This window comes from Streptomyces sp. NEAU-sy36 (assembly GCF_013423905.1).
GTDB classification, from domain to species: Bacteria; Actinomycetota; Actinomycetes; order Streptomycetales; family Streptomycetaceae; genus Streptomyces; species Streptomyces misionensis.
Map to the genome: position 1 here is coordinate 459066 of NZ_CP058977.1, position 16371 is coordinate 475436.

Here is a 16371-nt window from a genome sequence, read left to right on the forward strand (position 1 = left end):
GGTCACTGGTCGCGGTCGTAGACCGCGTCCCCGGCCAAGGGGAGCCCGAGCTCGCGGAAGCGGTGGGCGACCTCGGGCAGGGGGCGTTCGTTGAGGACGGCGGTCTGGAAGACGCGGTACAGGTCGACCGTGGTCTCCTTGTCCAGCCATCGGTACCCGTTCTCGCGGTCTCTGAGCATCCGCAGATCGTCGTACTCGATTCTCTCGAACCGGTCCGCATCGTCCGCCACCCGCAGGCCGAGTGCCTCGAACCGGGAGGCCACCTCAGAGGGGCGACACCGCAACTGGGCGGCCGCCTGGAACACATGGCTCAACGGCACTGGCACCGCATCGTCCAGCCAAGGCGCCAAGTGGTCGACATCGTTGCTGAGGATGGCCGAATCATCCACTCCGACGGCCTCGGGCACCACCCTTCCGGCGGTGAGCCGCAGTCCGAGGGCCGCGAGCCGGGCCGCCACGTCCCGCGGACTGCGCTTGGTCCGCTCCGCCGCCGCCAGCACATGCCCCAACGGCACCGGTTTGCTCCCGTGGAGCCAAGGCGGACACCGGTCCAGCTCTTCGCTGCTGATCAAGAGGTCGTCGGGTTCGACGACGTCCGGCAGCACGGTGCCCTTCGGAAGGCGCAGCCCGAGTTCTCCGAGCCTGGCCACGACCTGCGCGGGACGGCGCTTCGTCCGCTCGGCCGCTGCCAGCACATGCCCTGGCGAAAGCGGCTTCGTGAAGCTCACCCACTCCTTCTTGCGAGCGGATCCATCGACGACAAGCAGGTCGAGATCTCCGGGGTCCACGGCCTCGGGCACCACGGCACCCTCGTGCAGACGCAGGCCGAGCTGCTCCAGCCTGGCGGCCACCTCCCGCGGGGCCCATGCCAGGGTGTGGGCGACCACGAGCACGTGCGCCAGGGGCACCGGTCTGTTGCCGCTCCACCACGTGGGCAGATTGGAGATGCCGCCTCGGCGCAGGATGATCAGGTCTTCCGGCTCCACGAACGCGGGCGGCACGGCTTCTCCCTGCAGGCGCAGCCCGAGTTCCGTGAGCCGGGCCACCACATCCGCAGGCCTGCGCTTTCGTCTCTGTGCCACGGACAGCACGCGTCCCAGGGGCACCTGGTCACCCGTATCCAGCCAGGGCGGCACCCCCAGGGCCGGCCCCCCGCCGAGGAGGTGCGAGTCACCGGGCTCGGCGGTCTCGGGCAGCACGGTTCCCTCGGCGAGCCGCAGCCCGAGTTCCCCGAGTCTGGCCGCCACCTGGGCGGGTCGGCGCTTCGTTCGCTCGGCCGCCACCATCACATGCCCCAGGGGAACCGGGTCGGTGCCCAGCCACGGCGGATTCCCGTCGACATCGCGGCTGAGAATGAGCAGATCGGATGTCACGACCTCCTCGGGCAGCACGGTACCGGCCGGCAGCCGGAAGCCGAGTTCCACGAGCCTGTCCGCCGCCTCGCGCGGACTGCAACCCACTATGTGCGCGAACTCCAGCACGTGCCCCAAGGGCACGGGCGTCCCGGGATCGAGCCAATCGTCCGAGTAGTGCAGCCTCGCGAAGTGTTCCGGACCCTCGGAAGGGTCCGAGATCCTCAGCAGACCGGTGTCGGTGGGCCTCGCGCGCACCACCGCCTCGGAGGCCGTGAGCGTCACTCCGGGAAACGCCCCTGCCGCGACCCCGGCTCTGATCCGCCACTCGACGACGGGCCGCGGAACACTCGCCATGGTCCGCTCCGCCCAGATCGCGCCGGACAGGATCTGCGCGTCGGGAGGGAAGCACCCCACCGCGGTGATGTCCAGCTCGTGCCCGCCTGTCTCCCAGGGGGCGTACCGGCAGGCCACCGCCGCCTCGGCGATCGCGTCCGCCAGCGCGGGATGGTGGCCGACCAGTTCCGACAACCAGCCGTGGCCGAAGACCGTGGACCGCGGCCGCAGCAGCGCCGGGACCTCCTCGTGCAGGCGTCGCAGGACATACGCCGTGTCGTCGCTCAGCGCGCGTCTGCGGTCGACGGTCAGCTTCGGCGTCTGCTTCCCGGTGAGGTTGACCACGGCTCCGAACAGCGGAACACCGATCCACACCCCGTCCGCGAGGACACCGCCATGCGTGTTCGTCCACCACACGTCCGGACGGCTCGCGGCGCTGACCACGGTGTCGGGAAAGCGCGACGCGTTGCCGTCGTGCGGATCGTCGCCGCCCAGCGGCGCCACCGGCGACAGCACGTCCGGCTCCCACTCGTACCGGGTCTCCGCGTCCTCGGCGACCACCGCGTACTCGGAGATCCACAGCAGCCGCCGCAGCAGGTCCGTGCACGACGGGACCTTGGCGGAGGGGCGGAGGTACAGGCGTACGGTCGTCTGCGCCTCGTGCCCCCGTCCCAGGTCCCGGATGCGGAAGAGGGACCCCGGCCCGGCGATGTCCACCTGGAGGCGCCGGCCGGGGTGTCCCTCGCGGTCCATGCGGCAGGTGGTCACCGAGATGTCGTCGGCGATCATGAAGTAACTGAGCACGCCGATGCCGAACCGGCTGTTGGGGTGGATCTCGATGCCCGCCTTGCGCCACTCGGCCTGTTCGTCGAGGTACTCGGGGAGGTCGGCGAAGCTCATGCCGGCGTGCGAGAAGACCTCCCGCAGCTCGCGTTCCCCCATCCCGATGCCGTTGTCCGTGCACTCGATGTACGCGCGTCCGCTGCCGTCGACATCCTGTCTGAACGTGATGCGCCCCGACCAGTCGGGCAGCTCGGGGTGGCGCCGCCGCAGGTACGCGGTGCGGGCCTGCCGGTAGCGGCAGGCGTCCAGGGCGTTCTGGTACAGCTCCCGGACCGCCAGCGCCGGATCGCCGTACAACTGCTCGCCCATGAGCAGTTCCTGGATGCGGTCGTCGGCGAGCCGGAAGCGCAGATCGGTCGACTCGTACGCGGGCTTTCCCGCGGCGTCGACGGCCGGCCGCACCTGGTCGGCGGTGGCGTGCGCGGGCAGGTCCTGAAGCGGCTCCAGCTGGGGTTCGCCGCCGGCCTGGATGTCGACCGCGCCGAGCAGCGCGTCCAAGGCGGCGGCCTGCTGGCGCAGGGCCAGGCCGATCGCCGGATGGTGGCAGTCCGCGTTGAGCACCCGGGTGCGGCCGTGCTGGTGCCAGCGCGCCGACTTCAGGGTCCGGTGAAGTTCCTCCATGTCCACCGAGTAGCTGATGCCCAGGTGTTCCACGACGACGTCCGGCAGCAGGATCGGGTCGATCGCCAGATGGTGCGCCACCGTCAGCAGGACGACCAGCAGCTGCTCCCGGACCTGCTGTTCCACCTCGGCGCCGCCGGCCAGCTGACGCCTTGGCCGGATGGTGGTGGAGTCGAAGGAGGTGCGCAGCGAGCGCAGCAGCATCGGCAGGGTGCCCAGCTCGAACAGCTCGGTGATCAGCGCGCGGTCGTCGTCGCCCGGGACGTCCTCCAGCAGGTTCTCGACCGGGCCGATCAGGCTGTTCAGCAGCTCGTCCTCGAATCCGCCGGGCTTGCGGGCCAGCCAGCGGCGGAACAGCCACCAGGCGATGCCGGCCGCGTGGTCGTCCCCGCGGGGCGGCCGGGCCGCGAGGACGGCGCGGCGCGTCAGCCGCTGCCGGTTGTGGAAGAACTGCTCGTAGCTCGCGCGGGCCGCGCTCGGATGGGCGACATGGCCGAGGTTCGTCGGTCCGACCTCCAGCGCCCGCACCGCGGCGTGGTTGGCGCAGGCCACGTAGAGATAGGGCACGGTGACCAGCAGGACGGCCTCGGCCGGGGACAGGGCCAGTTTCTCCGGATTGAGGACCTTCGTCAGCAGCCAGCCCACCCCACCGGCCATCCGCTCGGTGAAACCGGTCGGCCGCCAGGGGTCCTCGGCCAGCAGGGCCTCGTCCCGGGCCGACTGCCGCGCGACCCTGGCGACGAGGGCCATGGCGGCCGCGTGCATGGCCTCGGCACCGTCGGCGTCGCCGACCTGGTGCCACGCCGGATGCTTGCGGGCCGCCTTCACCCAGCCGTGCTCGCCCGCGTCCCCGTGGGCGGTGCGGTCGGGGCGGACGAAGACGACGAAGTCGTCGGTCTCCGTCTCGGTGCGCACCCTGATCTGCTGGCGGTACAGCCCGTGCTCGGCCGTCAGCGTGTCCGTCGCGCTCTGCAGCCGGTCCTTGAGCTCGCGCAGCGTGCTCGGGCCCGTCTCGTCCGCCACCACGGTGCTGAGGGCACGGGAGAAGATGCTGAAGGTGCTGTTGCCCGCACGGGTGTAGTGGGCGCGCTCCCCCGGCGAGCAGGCGTACACATGGCAGTAGTGGCGCTCGCCGACCCGTCTGACCCGCATGTTGGACCAGCCGACGGTGTTGCCGACCGACATCGCGCCCTGGTCGACCCCCTCGCGGCAGGCGTCGACGAACACGATCACGTCACCCGCGTGGCTGCGTTCGACGTAGTGGCTGAAGTCGAGCGAGAGGCACTTGCCGCGGAAGTCGTGGGACGCCAGCCGCGCTCCCTTGGGGACGAGGTAGTCCTTGCCGCCGTGGTGGATTCCGTGACCGCTGAGGTAGAGCAGAAGCGTCTGTCCCTCGGCGGCGCTCTGGAAGAACGCCTCGACGGCGTCGTCGATGCTCTCCCGGTCGGTCTCGCCGATGTCGTGTACGTGTACCTGGTACCCGACGGCGGTCAGCGCCTCCGTCAGTTCCGCCACGTCGTCCTTGACGAAGGGCAGATCGGTGATGCCGGGGTCGCGGTAGGCCGGCACCCCGATCAGCAAGGCACGGTACGAGCCGTTCATCGCGCTCTCCGGAGGGTCAGGAGCCGAAGGTCAGCGTGATCGCGCCCTTGGCGCCGACCTGCGCCGAGGTTCCCACGACGGCGATGCCCCCGGTCGCGGTGATCTCGAAGGAGACCTGTGCCTGCTGGAGCCGCATGCCGTTCTCGGGCACGGTGAGGTTGGCGAGCACCTCTTGCAGGGCGTCCACCGTGCGCTGGAGGTTCTCGCGCAGGACCGTGGTGGGGATCCGCCGGACCGAGGTGTCCTCGCCCCGGTTGCCGAAGATGCCCATGTCGCCCGAGCCGGGGGCGGGTTGGGTGCCGTCGAGCGACACCAGTACGTCGAGCCCCTCCATACCGGCGTTCCGCTCGGCACCGACGACCTCGGCCGACTCGAACATGGCTCCCCCTGGTGTCCCGAGCATGGAAATCGCAACATCATAGAGCAGCGGATCGCCCGACGGTCATCTACTGACTGGTACTCAACTGCGCTGGCTCGACGACGACTTCGCACGCACCGGGACCTGATCACCCTCTCCGCCCACCCGGCCGCCGCAGGTTGCGCGGTGCAGGCGCCCACCTGCCCTGGTCGGAAGGCGTGGCCGCCATCGGCGGTGCCGCCCCCGACCCGGACTCGGGCGTCCACGAGACCGGCACCGACCTCTGCCCGTGGTACCAGCGGCCGTCCGAGGTGCGCGTCTGGGTCGGCTGCCGGTTCCCCGGCTTCCGACGGACTACGGCGCGCCTGCCCCGACGGGGCGGGCGCGCCGTCCGTATGCGCGTCTCAGATCCGCCCGCCGGTCAGACGGGTGATCGGGCCGTGCGTGCGGCGCCCCGCACGGTGACCCGCCAGGTACGACGTGGCACCCAGCGCGGACAGGCCCGCACCCACCCCGGCGGCGAGCAGCTTGCGCTGGGCGATCACCGTCCATGCCGTCCGGGCGAGGGTCACGGCCTGCCCCGAGGCGGCGACGACGGCCTGGCGGCCGGCCTGGACCCGCTCGGCCGCGCCCCGTACCACCGCGCTGCCCGCCTCGGCCGTGCGCTCGCCCGCGCCGCGAGCCGCCGACGCCACGTCACCGGACTTCTCGGCCGCCTTGTCCGCCGCCTGCGACGCGGGGGCGGTCACCTTGGCCGTGGCCTGCCGGGCCTTGGCGGACGTACTCCCGTTGTTTGCGGAATCTCGATTCGTGCCGCTCTTCGCTTGGCTCATGGACTTCGCGTTGCCGCTCGCGCGGTCGGCAAACACGCTCCGCAAGGAAGGTGTCCGTGTCCGTGTCCGGCCCTGGCCCCGGTCCGCTGCGCCGCGCGGCCCGGTGCCGGACGATGGACTGGTGCCGTGCGGTCGGGCCGACGTGGTGAGGAGGCGCGGTATGGCGAAACCGGTCGTCGTGGGGGTCGATGGTTCACCGTCCAGCCTGGAGGCGGTCGAGACGGCGGCGCGCGAGGCGGCGCTGAGCGGGGTCGGGCTGCGGCTGGTCCATGCCTTCGGGTGGTCGTCGATCCATCCCCCGCACGGCGGGCCGCCCTGGAACCGGGCCGAGGCGGGGGTGCGCGAGCTGGTGGACGGCACGCTGGTCGAAGCCGAACTACGGGCGCACCGGATCGCGCCGGACACCGACATCTACCGAGAGGTCACCGTCGGGGAGCCGGTGGTGGTGCTGGAGATCGAGTCCCGTACCGCCTCGCTCGTCGTGGTGGGCAGCCGCGGGCTGGGCGCGTTCGGCGGCCTGCTCCTCGGCTCCACCGCCGTACATCTGGCCGCGTACGGCCGCTGCCCGGTGCTGGTGGTGCGGGGCAGGCCGGACCCGGCCGGTCCGGTGCTGCTGGCGGTGGACGGCTCACCGGCGGGCGAACGCGCCGTCGAGTTCGCCTTCGCCGAGGCGTCGGTGCGCGGCGCGGACCTGCTGGCCCTGCACGTATGGAACGCCTGGAGCGAGCGGTTGCCCGAGGGGCCGGACGACCAGCCGCGCATCGTGGTCGACATCGACCGGCTCCGCGAGGAGGAGCAGCGGCTGCTGGACGAGACCCTGTCCCCGTGGCGGACGCGCTACCCCCGGGTCGCGGTGGAACGACGCCTGGTGCGGTCCCGGATCCGCCCGGCGCTGATCGAGGCGAGCCGCGACGCGCAGCTGGTCGTGGCCGGCGCGCGCGGCCGCGGCGGCTTCAGCGGCCTGCTGCTCGGCTCGGTCAGCCAGGCCCTGCTCCAGCACGCGCACTGCCCGGTCGCCGTGGTCCGCGGCGGCGAGTGATCACCGCGGCCTGTCCGGCGGGTGGCGGCCCGCAAAGTTTTCCACACCCCTGTGGACAACGTGCCGGTACGGTGACTGCCCGCAATGGGCGTGGCAATGGACGCGGCACCCGGCAGGATCAATGCCATGGACTACCGACATGCCGTTGCGGCCGATGCCCCGGCCATGGCCGAACTCTTCGCGGCGAACCACTATGACGCGCTGACGGAGCAAGAGCGTGCGACGCAGGGCTTCGTACAAGGGAGCCTCGACGCCGATGCACTGCGGTCGATGGCCGAGAACGGCAGCCTGCTCGTCGCGGACGACGACGGACGCCTGGCCGGCCTGCTCGGGCTGGTCTCCCCGGAGAACCTGCCCAGCCCGCCCCCGCCGACCCGGGCACTGCTGGCCGCGCAGGACTCACTGGAATGGCAGGGGCGCCCGCTCCGCTTCACCCCCTTCCTGCTCTACGGCCCCGTGGTGGTCGCCACCGACTACCGCGGGCAGGGAGTGGCCCGGGGGCTGTTCGACACGGCACTCCAGGCAGCCTCGGGCCGAGCCGATGTGATGGTCGCCTTCATAGAACTGGCCAACCGGACATCGTGGAAAGTCCACGTGGACGGCTTCGGAATGACCCCGCTGGGCGAGTTCACCATCGGCGACCGCGCTTATGGCGTGGTCGGCGCAGCCATCCGCCCGATGGCGATACCGGGCACCTGAGTCGAGCATCCAGCCGAGGAGCGCGTGCAGGGCCTTCTCCTGCGACACGGTCAACGTCTGGTAGTGCCCTGCGGGAACGCTGTCGCGGTGTTCCAACCGGTAGGTGTCGTTCCGGCGGAACCGGACCTGGGCGGAACCGGACCTGGACGTACCCGTCGCCCTCGCGCTCCAGAGTGCGCAAGCCGTACAGAACGCGTGCTGCCGGCCCAGAACCGAGAGGGCTTGCGTGCAATCGCTACCGCGGCTCGCCTGCGCGCAATCTTCCGAAAACTCACGGCGCCGCTGTGCCATCCCGCGCATTCTTGGCGCCCACCACCCATGGACACCGGAGGTGGCATGGCGCTCAGGCTCATCGGCGCCACCAGCGACGACGGAGACTGCCCTACCCTGCCCTCGCGGCCTGCTCACCTGGTACGCGCCGAAGGCCGAGGCCGCGAAGGTGGAGCCGTTCTCGTCTATCGCGCACCTCTTCCGCGAGTTCCGGCACACCGCATGGTGTCTGGAGACGCGCCGCGGGTACGCCACCGAACGCCGCAGCCCAAGGTGGATACGCTGGCAGGAAGGGAGAGGACATCGCCGCCGACCCAGCCAACGCGTGGCGGGAAGACGTCGCAGAGCAGACGGCCGCGGGAAAGCGGTTCGAGCGCGTGCGCCTGATCGATGATCCGCCTACCGAAGGGCAGCGGTCAGAACCATGAGCGCAGGTCGTGACGAGTTGCTCTTCACCGCACCGCAGGGCGGACCGCTGACGGCGCGGTCCTTCGGGCCGGCGGTTGTGAAGCCCGGGCTGGGTCACCTCAAGGTCACCCCGCGCAAGCTGTGGCACGTGGCGGCCTCGCTCGCCATCGCCGGCGGGGCGGACGTGAACCTCGTGCAGACGATGCTGGGCCACAAGTCAGCGACGCCGCGCATGTCGTCAGGTGATCTCAAGACTAACTACCGGTAATAAGAAGCGAGTTGCGACGCGCATGCGTTTACGGCACTATCGCTGACTAGGCCGGATAGGCGGCCTGTCCCGGCACTGCGCTGCCCCATCTGCAGGGCCAACCGAGGGGCGAAGAAGCCAGCGCTGCACCTGTCGTGGTCGACATCTGCTCTTGCGCGCCCGGGAACGGGCGTACTGATCAGTTTTCGAGTGTTTAGGGGTGGCAGCACTCGAGGACGGATCGCGCTATGGCCGCTGGTGGTCGTCTCACGCATCTTGCTCGCACCCGAAGCAGCTACTCGGGGGAGCCGTTCCAATACGCCTCAGAGGCGCTTCGGGCTCATCGTCAAGTTTCGTTCCTCCCGGTTGCGTACGGCGAACAAGCACTCCTCGAAGCTCAGGTGATGAAGGAGCTCGGCCGCGGAGGGGAGTGGTGGGCACACCCGGTGGGAATTGCCGGCGTGCGTCTGATGCCCGGGCAATCCGTCGTGGTCCTGGATAGTCACAGCGGGTCCCGCCCTGGCCGGGATATCCCGATGGCCGAGTACGCGTTGGCGCATCTGCTTCCGTCGGCAGATCCTGGCGTCCAGGTCGGTGGTGTGATGCGGCTACGCGTCCTGGGTATTCGCAAGGCGGACCTTCACCTTCAACTGGCGCAAACCGACAGCCGATTGGTGCTGAGGGGAGCCCCGGGCACTCGTTGGCGCTCCTTGCTCGCACAGCGAAGACGTGAACTGGGAGAGGGTGGCTTTGCGCCCTTGTGGGATGAGATTGAGCCATCACCTTACGAGCTGGAGGACGAGCGCAAGTTCGCCTCACTCGTGCAGACGGAGCGGGATCTGGCATGGCTCGGCTCAGGGCTCCTTCGCCGCATCGCGATCTTCCAGAACTTCAGCACTGCTTACTCGACTCGATCCTGGATCACCGGCGACGAGTGGATCTTCGAGCTGGATACGCATCGCGACGTACCTCTCGCGCATGACGTCTTTCTCGACCGCCTCATGGACGATGTCTGGGGCTTGCCGCTGAGGATCACGCGTCGCCACTGCGCCTGCAGCCTGCAGGGGACAGCACGGCGGGGTTATCAGTGCACGTTCTACCTGGAGCACCAGCGTCCCGATGTGCCAGGGGTCATGCAGGTCCGCTTTCGGTGGGGTGACCCTGTTTACGGCGACGATGCGCGACAGAGGCTGGAAGACCTCAACGCCGATCGAGAGTGGCTCGACAGAGTGCTGCCACGCCGGATTGGTCAGCCCAGCGGCCCGGCGGTGCGGGAAGGCGGTTCCCGATGAGCTGGGACAGCCTTGCCCTGTTGATCCTGGCTCTGTCAGGTGTCCTGAGTCTGCTGCTGTCGCAGGTGCGCGATGTCTTGGCGAAGACGGCAGAGGTCATCCATGCGTGGCGCGAAGTTCAGCAGAGCCTGCGGGCAGAAAGTAGGGCCCGAAACCGGCGTGATTCGCCATGCGATTGAGGCCGCTGATCGCCGGCGAGCCGTGGCGGCGTGAGCAACGAGACCTGCTTCGCCCCGGCATCGAGCCGCTGAGGCCGTGACCACATCGACGAAGGTGCAGCATGACGTGTGCGTGATCCGTGCCGGGGAAGGGTAGCCAAGGGCCGCAAACCAGCCAGGCCAGCTGCGCGCTCAGTGGTCTTCATGACAGGCCGGTCTATCGCCTCGGCAGCGGCGTCCGGGGCAAGCTGCTCAATCTCCTCGGGTACGTCCAGCTCGTCGACGATGAAGAGCCGACCACCGACGAGACGGATGGTCGGCTTCCAGCCGAGACGGGTGTCGGCCTCGCGGGCAGTGCGCGGCGCACATCCTCGAGTTCGCCCATCCTGCCAAGGCGTCGCCGCTCTGGATCAGCTGCCCGTAGTACCCCTCGTACTGGGGCTTGAGCGCATCGTCGACTCCAGGCGGTCGACCAGTTTTTCGTACCGCCGCCGGGCCAGCTCGTCGTTCGCGGGCACCGCCGACCCCTCCTCACCTTCTGTGCGCACCCCAGGTGTGCCATATGTGCTCCAAGATCGAAGCCCTGCCGTCCGCTAGGACGGCAGGGCTTCTGCGACTTCTCTGTGCCCCCGGCAGGATTCGAACCTGCGACACCCGCTTTAGGAGAGCGGTGCTCTATCCCCTGAGCTACGAAGGCGGAGATGTATGGGCAAAGGTGTGGAAATCCACCCGCATCGGGCGGATTCCGACCCCTGAAGGTCCCAGGCATCCACAGGGTGCGTCACCGGAGTGGTGCACCGCCCATAGTCTAGCGGTTGCAGCACCGCACTGAGGTGTCATGCCCTGCTGTCGTGTGGCCCCGCCGATGGTGCAGAGCCGCGCTGGCTGGGCCGGATGACCGTTTCGTGCGGTGACGTGCACCGATCGGCCCCGTGACCACCGTTTCCGACGGGTGCTGCCAAGAGCACTAGAGTCCTCGGCTCAGACATACCCGGTAGATGAGCAGAGCGCGTTGGCTCCGTACGCGGGGATCCGTCGGAGGCGGTGTGTCTCATCCAGTGTGGGGAACCCGGATTCGCTGTCCTGGCGGAATGATTTGGCAGGGGGCTTCAAGCAGCGACGTGTCAACCGTTACCTCGCACCGGGGACTACACGCTTGACATTTGAAGTGGATTACACATGGAGGACCACCAGGGCAATTCGCGTGCGATGCTTTCCCGAGTCATGTCCGAGTAGTCGGGCGGAACGTCGCTGATTCCGTCCACCTCTAGAACATAGAATTCTGCCTGCGTACCCGCAAGGTCTAGTTGTGCGTCAGGGAAGAAAAAGAACCTCTCGCGAAATGAATCGACATTCCGATCGGGCAGGCTGGATACTACTGTCCGAGCCACGAGAGGAACTTGGGCAGGCGAACACTTCCATTCGAAATACCTCAACCCTCGCACGACAAGTAGTGCGGCATTTCCGACGTCGAATTGTAGCGAGGTGCGCAGTTCGAAGAGGAGTGCAGCCGTCGAGGACAGATGACCCACGCGGGAGTCAAGCAATTGGGCTTCTTGTAGGGTGTCGACCTCCCTCAGCGGATCAGGGTCGGCAACCTTGACGGATTTCGGGAGTTCGCGCCTCGCTATAGCGAGACTGTTCACTGAGATCATGGAATCGGGATATGATTGTAAGGATCAGCTTTGCTGACGGTCTGGCCGGTTAGTGGATTAACTGACTGCCCAGCTTTGTTCATGTAGACCACGTATCCGTTCGGGTACTGATACTTCCCTGTTGTTACCGGATCCATGACCCGCACTTGTGTGACCCGGGGATCGAGATCCTTGGTGCCGGCCGGGATATCGTAAGCCCAGCCCTTCCCTGTCGCTACCGGCGTACCAGTTGCCCCCTTGGGGAGAGGCAGCGTTTCCCCGGCAGGTCCCGTCACTGATGCTATGCCGCACGGTGTCAGTCCGAGCGGGTCTGACGTCGACAGAGGCGAAGTCACGTAGGCGTGATGGTTGGGAGCGGGTTCCAGACCCAGAGGGTCGGGGCTGATGTACCGGGCGGTCTCCGGGTCGTAGTAACGGGAGTGGTTGTAGTTCAGGCCGGTTTCCGCATCGGCGTACTGCCCAGGGAAGCGAAGCGGGCATTCCACGGCTGTCCCGTCGGCTGCCCCTGTGGGGAACTCGGTTCCCCACAGCGTGGTGCGACGCTGCCATGCCACCTCGCCGTCAGCGGTGACCAGTTCGGTAGGAGTACCTACGAGATCGGTGAGGGTCGCGTGGAAGCGTGTGGTGCGGTCCGCGTTTGTCTCCCCGGCGAGCTGAGCCAGGAAGGACGTTCCCGGAGTGCGTGTGCGAGACCAGTGATCGGTCTGGGTGAGAGGCCGGTGCGTGCCTGGCGCGTAGGCCCAGGTGGTGGCCCGCCCATCCGTCCCGGTCTGCTCTGCGAGCCGGGTCTCGTCCCAGCTGAAATCAGTTGCCGAAGCTGCGCGACCTCCGGTGGCCTCGCGACGCTTGGAGATACGGCGCCCGAGTGGGTCGTAGGTGTAGTGCCAGCGCTCCTCGTCCGGAGTAACTACTGCAGTGAGGCGGTCTTCAGCGTTCCAGGTGTAAGCCCATGTGCGGGTCTGGCCGTTGAGTAGTTTGCGGGTCTTGCGGACCAGGCGGCCCTGGCGGTCGTATTCGTATCCGGTGCGGCCCGCGGTGCGCAGGAGCGTGCCTGTGAAGGTGCGGTCGTCGGCCTCTGGACGGCCTGGACCCGTGGCGCGCGTGAGGTTACCGGTGGTGTCGTACGCGTAGGTCTCCGACCAGCCGAGTGCACGGACTGCGGTGGTCCGGCCGGCCGCATCGAGGTCGAAGCGACGGGTGCCGGAGGTGAGCTCGCGGATCTCAGTGATGTAGCCGTCAGGGCGATAGGCGTAGCTACGGTGCTGGAGAAGAACTTCCGCGTGCCGGGCCGAGGAAGGGGAGCGCAGGGTCTGGGTGGTGAGGCGATCGTTGGCATCCCATGTCTGGCTGAGAGTCACGCCATCACCGATGCGGCACTGGGTCTCGCGCCCCGCAGCGTCATAAGCGAAAGACAGTGAACCATGCTCCGAGTGGAGTCCGGCGAGGCGGCCCGCTGGGTCGTACGTCCAATCGGAGGCCAAGCCGGTGGGGGTAATGCGACGGGTGCGCTGCCCCAGGGCGTCGTAGGAAAAGGCCATGGTACGGCCATTGACACTGTCGGACAGCAGTCGGCCCAATGCGTCGAATTCCAGTACGACTTCGGCATCCGCGTTGACGGCGCGGCTCAGAGTGCCCCTGGGACTATAGGCGTACGTGGTGATGTCGCCGGTTCCAGTACGCTGTTCAACGACTCGGCCCAGGGAGTCCCGGGTGTAGAGGAGGGTTTCGTTCGCCCCGTTAGTGCGGGCAGTGAGGCGACCTGCCGCATCGTGGGTGTAGGTGATGCTGCGGCCGTTGAAATCGGTCTCAGCGGTCAGGCGGCCTGCCGCATCGTAGGTGTAACTCCAGCTTTGCCCTGTCGGGTTGGTGACGGTCGTTAAGCGTAGTTCGGTGTCGTAAGCGAATTCGTAGTGGGCGCCGTCGGGATCGGTGCGGCTAGCGGGGACATCGAACGGGCCAGGAGTGTGTTGAGTGGTGTTTCCCGCTGGGTCGGTATGAGTGAGGAGGTTACCCTCACCATCCCAGGTCCACTTCTCCCGCGTGCCGTCGGGGAGCTCACGCCAGGCGGGTTTACCCTCGACGGTCCAGCCGGTCCGTGTCACATGGCCAAGCGGGTCGGTGACTTCGGTGATGCGCCCGTAGACGTCCCGTAGAAATGTGGTCGTGTAACCGAGTTCGTCGGTAACTGCGATGGGGAGCCCGGCAAAGTTACAGGACGTGGTCCGGGTATTGCCCAACGCGTTCGTGATCGCCGTGGGACGGCCCGCATCGTCGTACGCGTACCGTGTCTCGGCACCGAGCGGGTCGACGGTCGTCAGCCGGTTGCCCCGCTCGTCGTACGTGTGCCGCCAGACCGCACCCCCCGGCTCGACTACCTCGGTTGGCAAGCCGAGGGCGTTGTATGTCGCCTGGGCCACCGTGTCGTCGGGGAGAACCACTTCGGTGAGGTTGCCTGAGGCGTCGTAGGTGTACCGCGTGGTGTGGCCCAGTGGGTCCGTCACCGCGAGCGGGCGGGCGCCGTACTCGTCCCACTCCGTACGGGTGACGTGCCCCAGCGGGTCCGTCTCCTCCACCACCAAGCCCTCGGTGTTGTACCGGTGGGCCGAGACACGGCCTTGCGAGTCCGTGTACGTCGTCGTGCGGGCCGTGTCGTCGTAGGTGAGGGTGCCGGAGAGGATGCCGTCGATGCCCTCGGTGCGGATCACCCGGCCGCGGTCGTCGTAGATGTACGAGAACCAGGTGCCGTTGCGGTCGGTCCAGCGGGTGACGCGGCCTTCGGTGTCGTAGGTGAAGCGCAGGGGTTCGCCGCTGGAGTTGATTACTTCGGTGAGGTTGCCGGTGGTGTCGTAGCCGTAGCGCATCACCACCGTGCCCTCGTCGGGCGCGGTGCCCGGGCGGTAGCGGGAGGGAGGGTCGTCCAGTAGGCGCAGGGCGGTGATGCGGGGGCCCTGGGTGTCGACGGCGACGTAGTAGCCGCCGGAGTGGCGGATGCCGAACGGGATGCCCTCGTCGTCGCGTTCGATGTCGACGCGGTTGCCGTTGCGGTCGGACCAGGAGTCCAGGGCCAGGTGGAAGACGCCGAAGGAGGGTGAGGGCACGGGGGCGGCGAAGGTGCGGGTCACACCCGTCGCCGGGTCGGTGACCGTCATCGCGCCGTCCGGTTTGCCGTCCCACTCCAGCGGCCAGCGCGGGCCCTTCACCGGCATGGTCGGCACGCCCGGTTCCGGTACCGGGTAGACCAGGCGCATGCCGTCGGCCGCGGCGAAGACCACTCCCTCGCCGTCGATCTGGAGGCACTCGTCCAGGGTGGAGGCCCAGGTCGGGCCGAAGCAGACACCGCCTCGGTAGGAAGACAGGTGGGTGCGGGTGAACTCCAGCGGCAGGGTGCCCGGCAGGGCAAGGTCCGTCTGGGTCATCAGCATGGCGCCGGTCGCCACGTCGATCGGCTCGCCCACACACGGTGTGCGTTCGGCGTTGCGGGCCGCCGGGCCCAGGTCGACCAGGTCCGGGCGGAGCGACGGCGGACGCAGCAGCAGCGGGGTGGTGTCGGTGAGGCCGCCTTCCATGCTCGCCTTCAGCACGCCGCCGCCCGCCCCGAGCGCGCCGCCGAAGATCATGCCGTCCTTGGCGGCCTGGTTCACCTCGTCCAGGCTGAAGCCGTGCTGCAACCCCGTCGCCATCTGCAACGGCTGGGCCACGGCGAGGTCCACGGTCACCGATTCGACCCCGCCGAACGCGACGCCGACGAAGGCACCTCCGATGATGTCGGCCACCACGGCGGAGACCCCGACACCTACCGTGGCGCCGAACTCGATGACCGCGTCCGCCGCCGCTGCCGCCGCGCCCGAGGCGATGCCCGCGGTCATGATGGCCAACGCCACACCACCAGCGATCACGGCCGCGTCGATGGCGATCCGCGTCCAGAGCTTGTTGATCGCGTCGTCGATGGCGTCGGCGAACTTGTCCAGCGCGCCCGCCATGTCCCGCGAGGACTTGGCGAGATCACTCAGCCAGCCCCCGTCCTCACCCGTGGCGTAGCGGCCCCAGAACTTGCGGAACGCCTCGATCGACTCACCCGTGTTGTTGTGGATGATCCCGGACGCGCTGCGGTGCACCGGGGAACGGACGTCGTCCACGGAGTCGGCGAACGCACGCCAGGCTTTCGCGGCGTCCCGCAGCTTGCCCGAGTCGGCCTCCGGCCACCACAAGCCCAGGTCGAGAAGGATGTGGCGGGCCTTGTCCTCAATGCTCACCGGTACCGTCGCTCTGCTTGCCGGTTTTCACTTCCGTGAACATGCCGGCGATGAGTTCGTCGTTGTCCACGTGTCCGTCCGCCATGTCGGCCATGGCTTCGTGAATGCTCGTCAGGCCGAGTACCAGGATGCCCGCCGCACTCTCGATCTTCTTCTGGTGCGGCTTGTAGACGCCACCGAACTTGTCACCTTGTTCGTCATGGCCCCAGGGCTCACCCAAGCCGTCCAAAGTCTGGATGAGCGTGGTCAGCGCCTTGCTCAGATCGATGGCGCCCTGCTGGAAGGCCGGCGCCGCCGCCTTGATGTCGGCGGTCTTGATGTCCAGGACCTTGCCGGGAATCTTGCCGTCGCCCATCGCTGTCGCCTTCCCCAGTCAGCAGCTGCGGATCCGACCATAGGGCGACA

At 68.4% G+C, this 16371-nt stretch carries 10 protein-coding genes, 1 tRNA gene and 1 pseudogene; 6 read left to right on the plus strand and 6 right to left on the minus strand.

Features of this window, described 5'->3' with window-relative positions:
* Positions 1-2 precede the first annotated feature (2 nt).
* From HZZ00_RS02120 to HZZ00_RS02130, 3 genes are all read right to left on the minus strand, one after another.
* Positions 3-4754: a caspase family protein gene (locus HZZ00_RS02120; RefSeq protein WP_180330613.1), complete on the minus strand. Its 4752-nt coding sequence runs from the start codon at positions 4752-4754 to the stop codon at positions 3-5.
* A 16-nt stretch (positions 4755-4770) separates the two neighbouring features.
* Positions 4771-5133 (minus strand): hypothetical protein, encoded by a 363-nt coding sequence (locus HZZ00_RS02125; protein WP_070023809.1) that lies wholly within the window; start codon positions 5131-5133, stop codon positions 4771-4773.
* A 383-nt stretch (positions 5134-5516) separates the two neighbouring features.
* Positions 5517-5945: a hypothetical protein gene (locus tag HZZ00_RS02130; RefSeq protein WP_180330615.1), complete on the minus strand. Its 429-nt coding sequence runs from the start codon at positions 5943-5945 to the stop codon at positions 5517-5519.
* A gap of 160 nt (positions 5946-6105) precedes the next feature.
* Between HZZ00_RS02130 and HZZ00_RS02135 the strand changes: the two genes are divergently transcribed.
* The 6 genes and pseudogenes from HZZ00_RS02135 to HZZ00_RS02150 all read left to right on the plus strand — a co-directional run bounded on the left by HZZ00_RS02135 (position 6106) and on the right by HZZ00_RS02150 (position 9900).
* Complete coding sequence (locus HZZ00_RS02135) at positions 6106-6984, plus strand: universal stress protein (protein ID WP_180330616.1); 879 nt, start codon at positions 6106-6108, stop codon at positions 6982-6984.
* Between the two features lie 126 nt (positions 6985-7110).
* On the plus strand, positions 7111-7683 hold the full coding sequence (locus tag HZZ00_RS02140; protein ID WP_180330617.1) for a GNAT family N-acetyltransferase: 573 nt from the start codon (positions 7111-7113) through the stop codon (positions 7681-7683).
* 439 nt (positions 7684-8122) lie between these two features.
* Positions 8123-8197 (plus strand): annotated as a pseudogene (locus tag HZZ00_RS39145) (hypothetical protein); the annotation flags it as partial.
* 58 nt (positions 8198-8255) lie between these two features.
* Entirely contained in the window at positions 8256-8381 is a 126-nt protein-coding gene (locus HZZ00_RS39150; RefSeq protein WP_374028539.1) for a DUF6879 family protein, read from the plus strand.
* On the plus strand, positions 8378-8629 hold the full coding sequence (locus HZZ00_RS02145) for a hypothetical protein (protein WP_257585621.1): 252 nt from the start codon (positions 8378-8380) through the stop codon (positions 8627-8629). The genes HZZ00_RS39150 and HZZ00_RS02145 overlap by 4 nt, the downstream gene beginning before the upstream one ends.
* Positions 8630-9012: 383 nt before the next feature.
* The gene (locus HZZ00_RS02150; protein ID WP_180330618.1) at positions 9013-9900 is read left to right on the plus strand and encodes a hypothetical protein; all 888 of its coding nucleotides are present in this window, start codon (positions 9013-9015) and stop codon (positions 9898-9900) included.
* 782 nt (positions 9901-10682) lie between these two features.
* Here the strand turns inward: HZZ00_RS02150 and HZZ00_RS02155 are convergent.
* The 3 genes from HZZ00_RS02155 to HZZ00_RS02165 form a co-directional block, all read right to left on the minus strand.
* Positions 10683-10755 (minus strand) — tRNA-Arg (locus HZZ00_RS02155).
* 954 nt (positions 10756-11709) lie between these two features.
* On the minus strand, positions 11710-15966 hold the full coding sequence (locus tag HZZ00_RS02160; RefSeq protein WP_180330619.1) for a DUF6531 domain-containing protein: 4257 nt from the start codon (positions 15964-15966) through the stop codon (positions 11710-11712).
* The gene (locus tag HZZ00_RS02165; protein WP_180330098.1) at positions 15956-16321 is read right to left on the minus strand and encodes a hypothetical protein; all 366 of its coding nucleotides are present in this window, start codon (positions 16319-16321) and stop codon (positions 15956-15958) included. Before HZZ00_RS02165 ends, HZZ00_RS02160 begins: the two co-directional genes overlap by 11 nt.
* Positions 16322-16371 lie beyond the last annotated feature (50 nt).

What these genes read in the sequence shown, in the direction of transcription:
- HZZ00_RS02120 (WP_180330613.1), bottom strand. Translation starts at nt 4,754, where the DNA reads ATGAACGGCTCGTACCGTGCCTTGCTGATCGGGGTGCCGGCCTACCGC.
- HZZ00_RS02125 (WP_070023809.1), bottom strand. Translation starts at nt 5,133, where the DNA reads ATGTTCGAGTCGGCCGAGGTCGTCGGTGCCGAGCGGAACGCCGGTATG.
- HZZ00_RS02130 (WP_180330615.1), bottom strand. Translation starts at nt 5,945, where the DNA reads ATGAGCCAAGCGAAGAGCGGCACGAATCGAGATTCCGCAAACAACGGG.
- HZZ00_RS02135 (WP_180330616.1), top strand. Translation starts at nt 6,106, where the DNA reads ATGGCGAAACCGGTCGTCGTGGGGGTCGATGGTTCACCGTCCAGCCTG.
- HZZ00_RS02140 (WP_180330617.1), top strand. Translation starts at nt 7,111, where the DNA reads ATGGACTACCGACATGCCGTTGCGGCCGATGCCCCGGCCATGGCCGAA.
- HZZ00_RS02145 (WP_257585621.1), top strand. Translation starts at nt 8,378, where the DNA reads ATGAGCGCAGGTCGTGACGAGTTGCTCTTCACCGCACCGCAGGGCGGA.
- HZZ00_RS02150 (WP_180330618.1), top strand. Translation starts at nt 9,013, where the DNA reads ATGAAGGAGCTCGGCCGCGGAGGGGAGTGGTGGGCACACCCGGTGGGA.
- HZZ00_RS02165 (WP_180330098.1), bottom strand. Translation starts at nt 16,321, where the DNA reads ATGGGCGACGGCAAGATTCCCGGCAAGGTCCTGGACATCAAGACCGCC.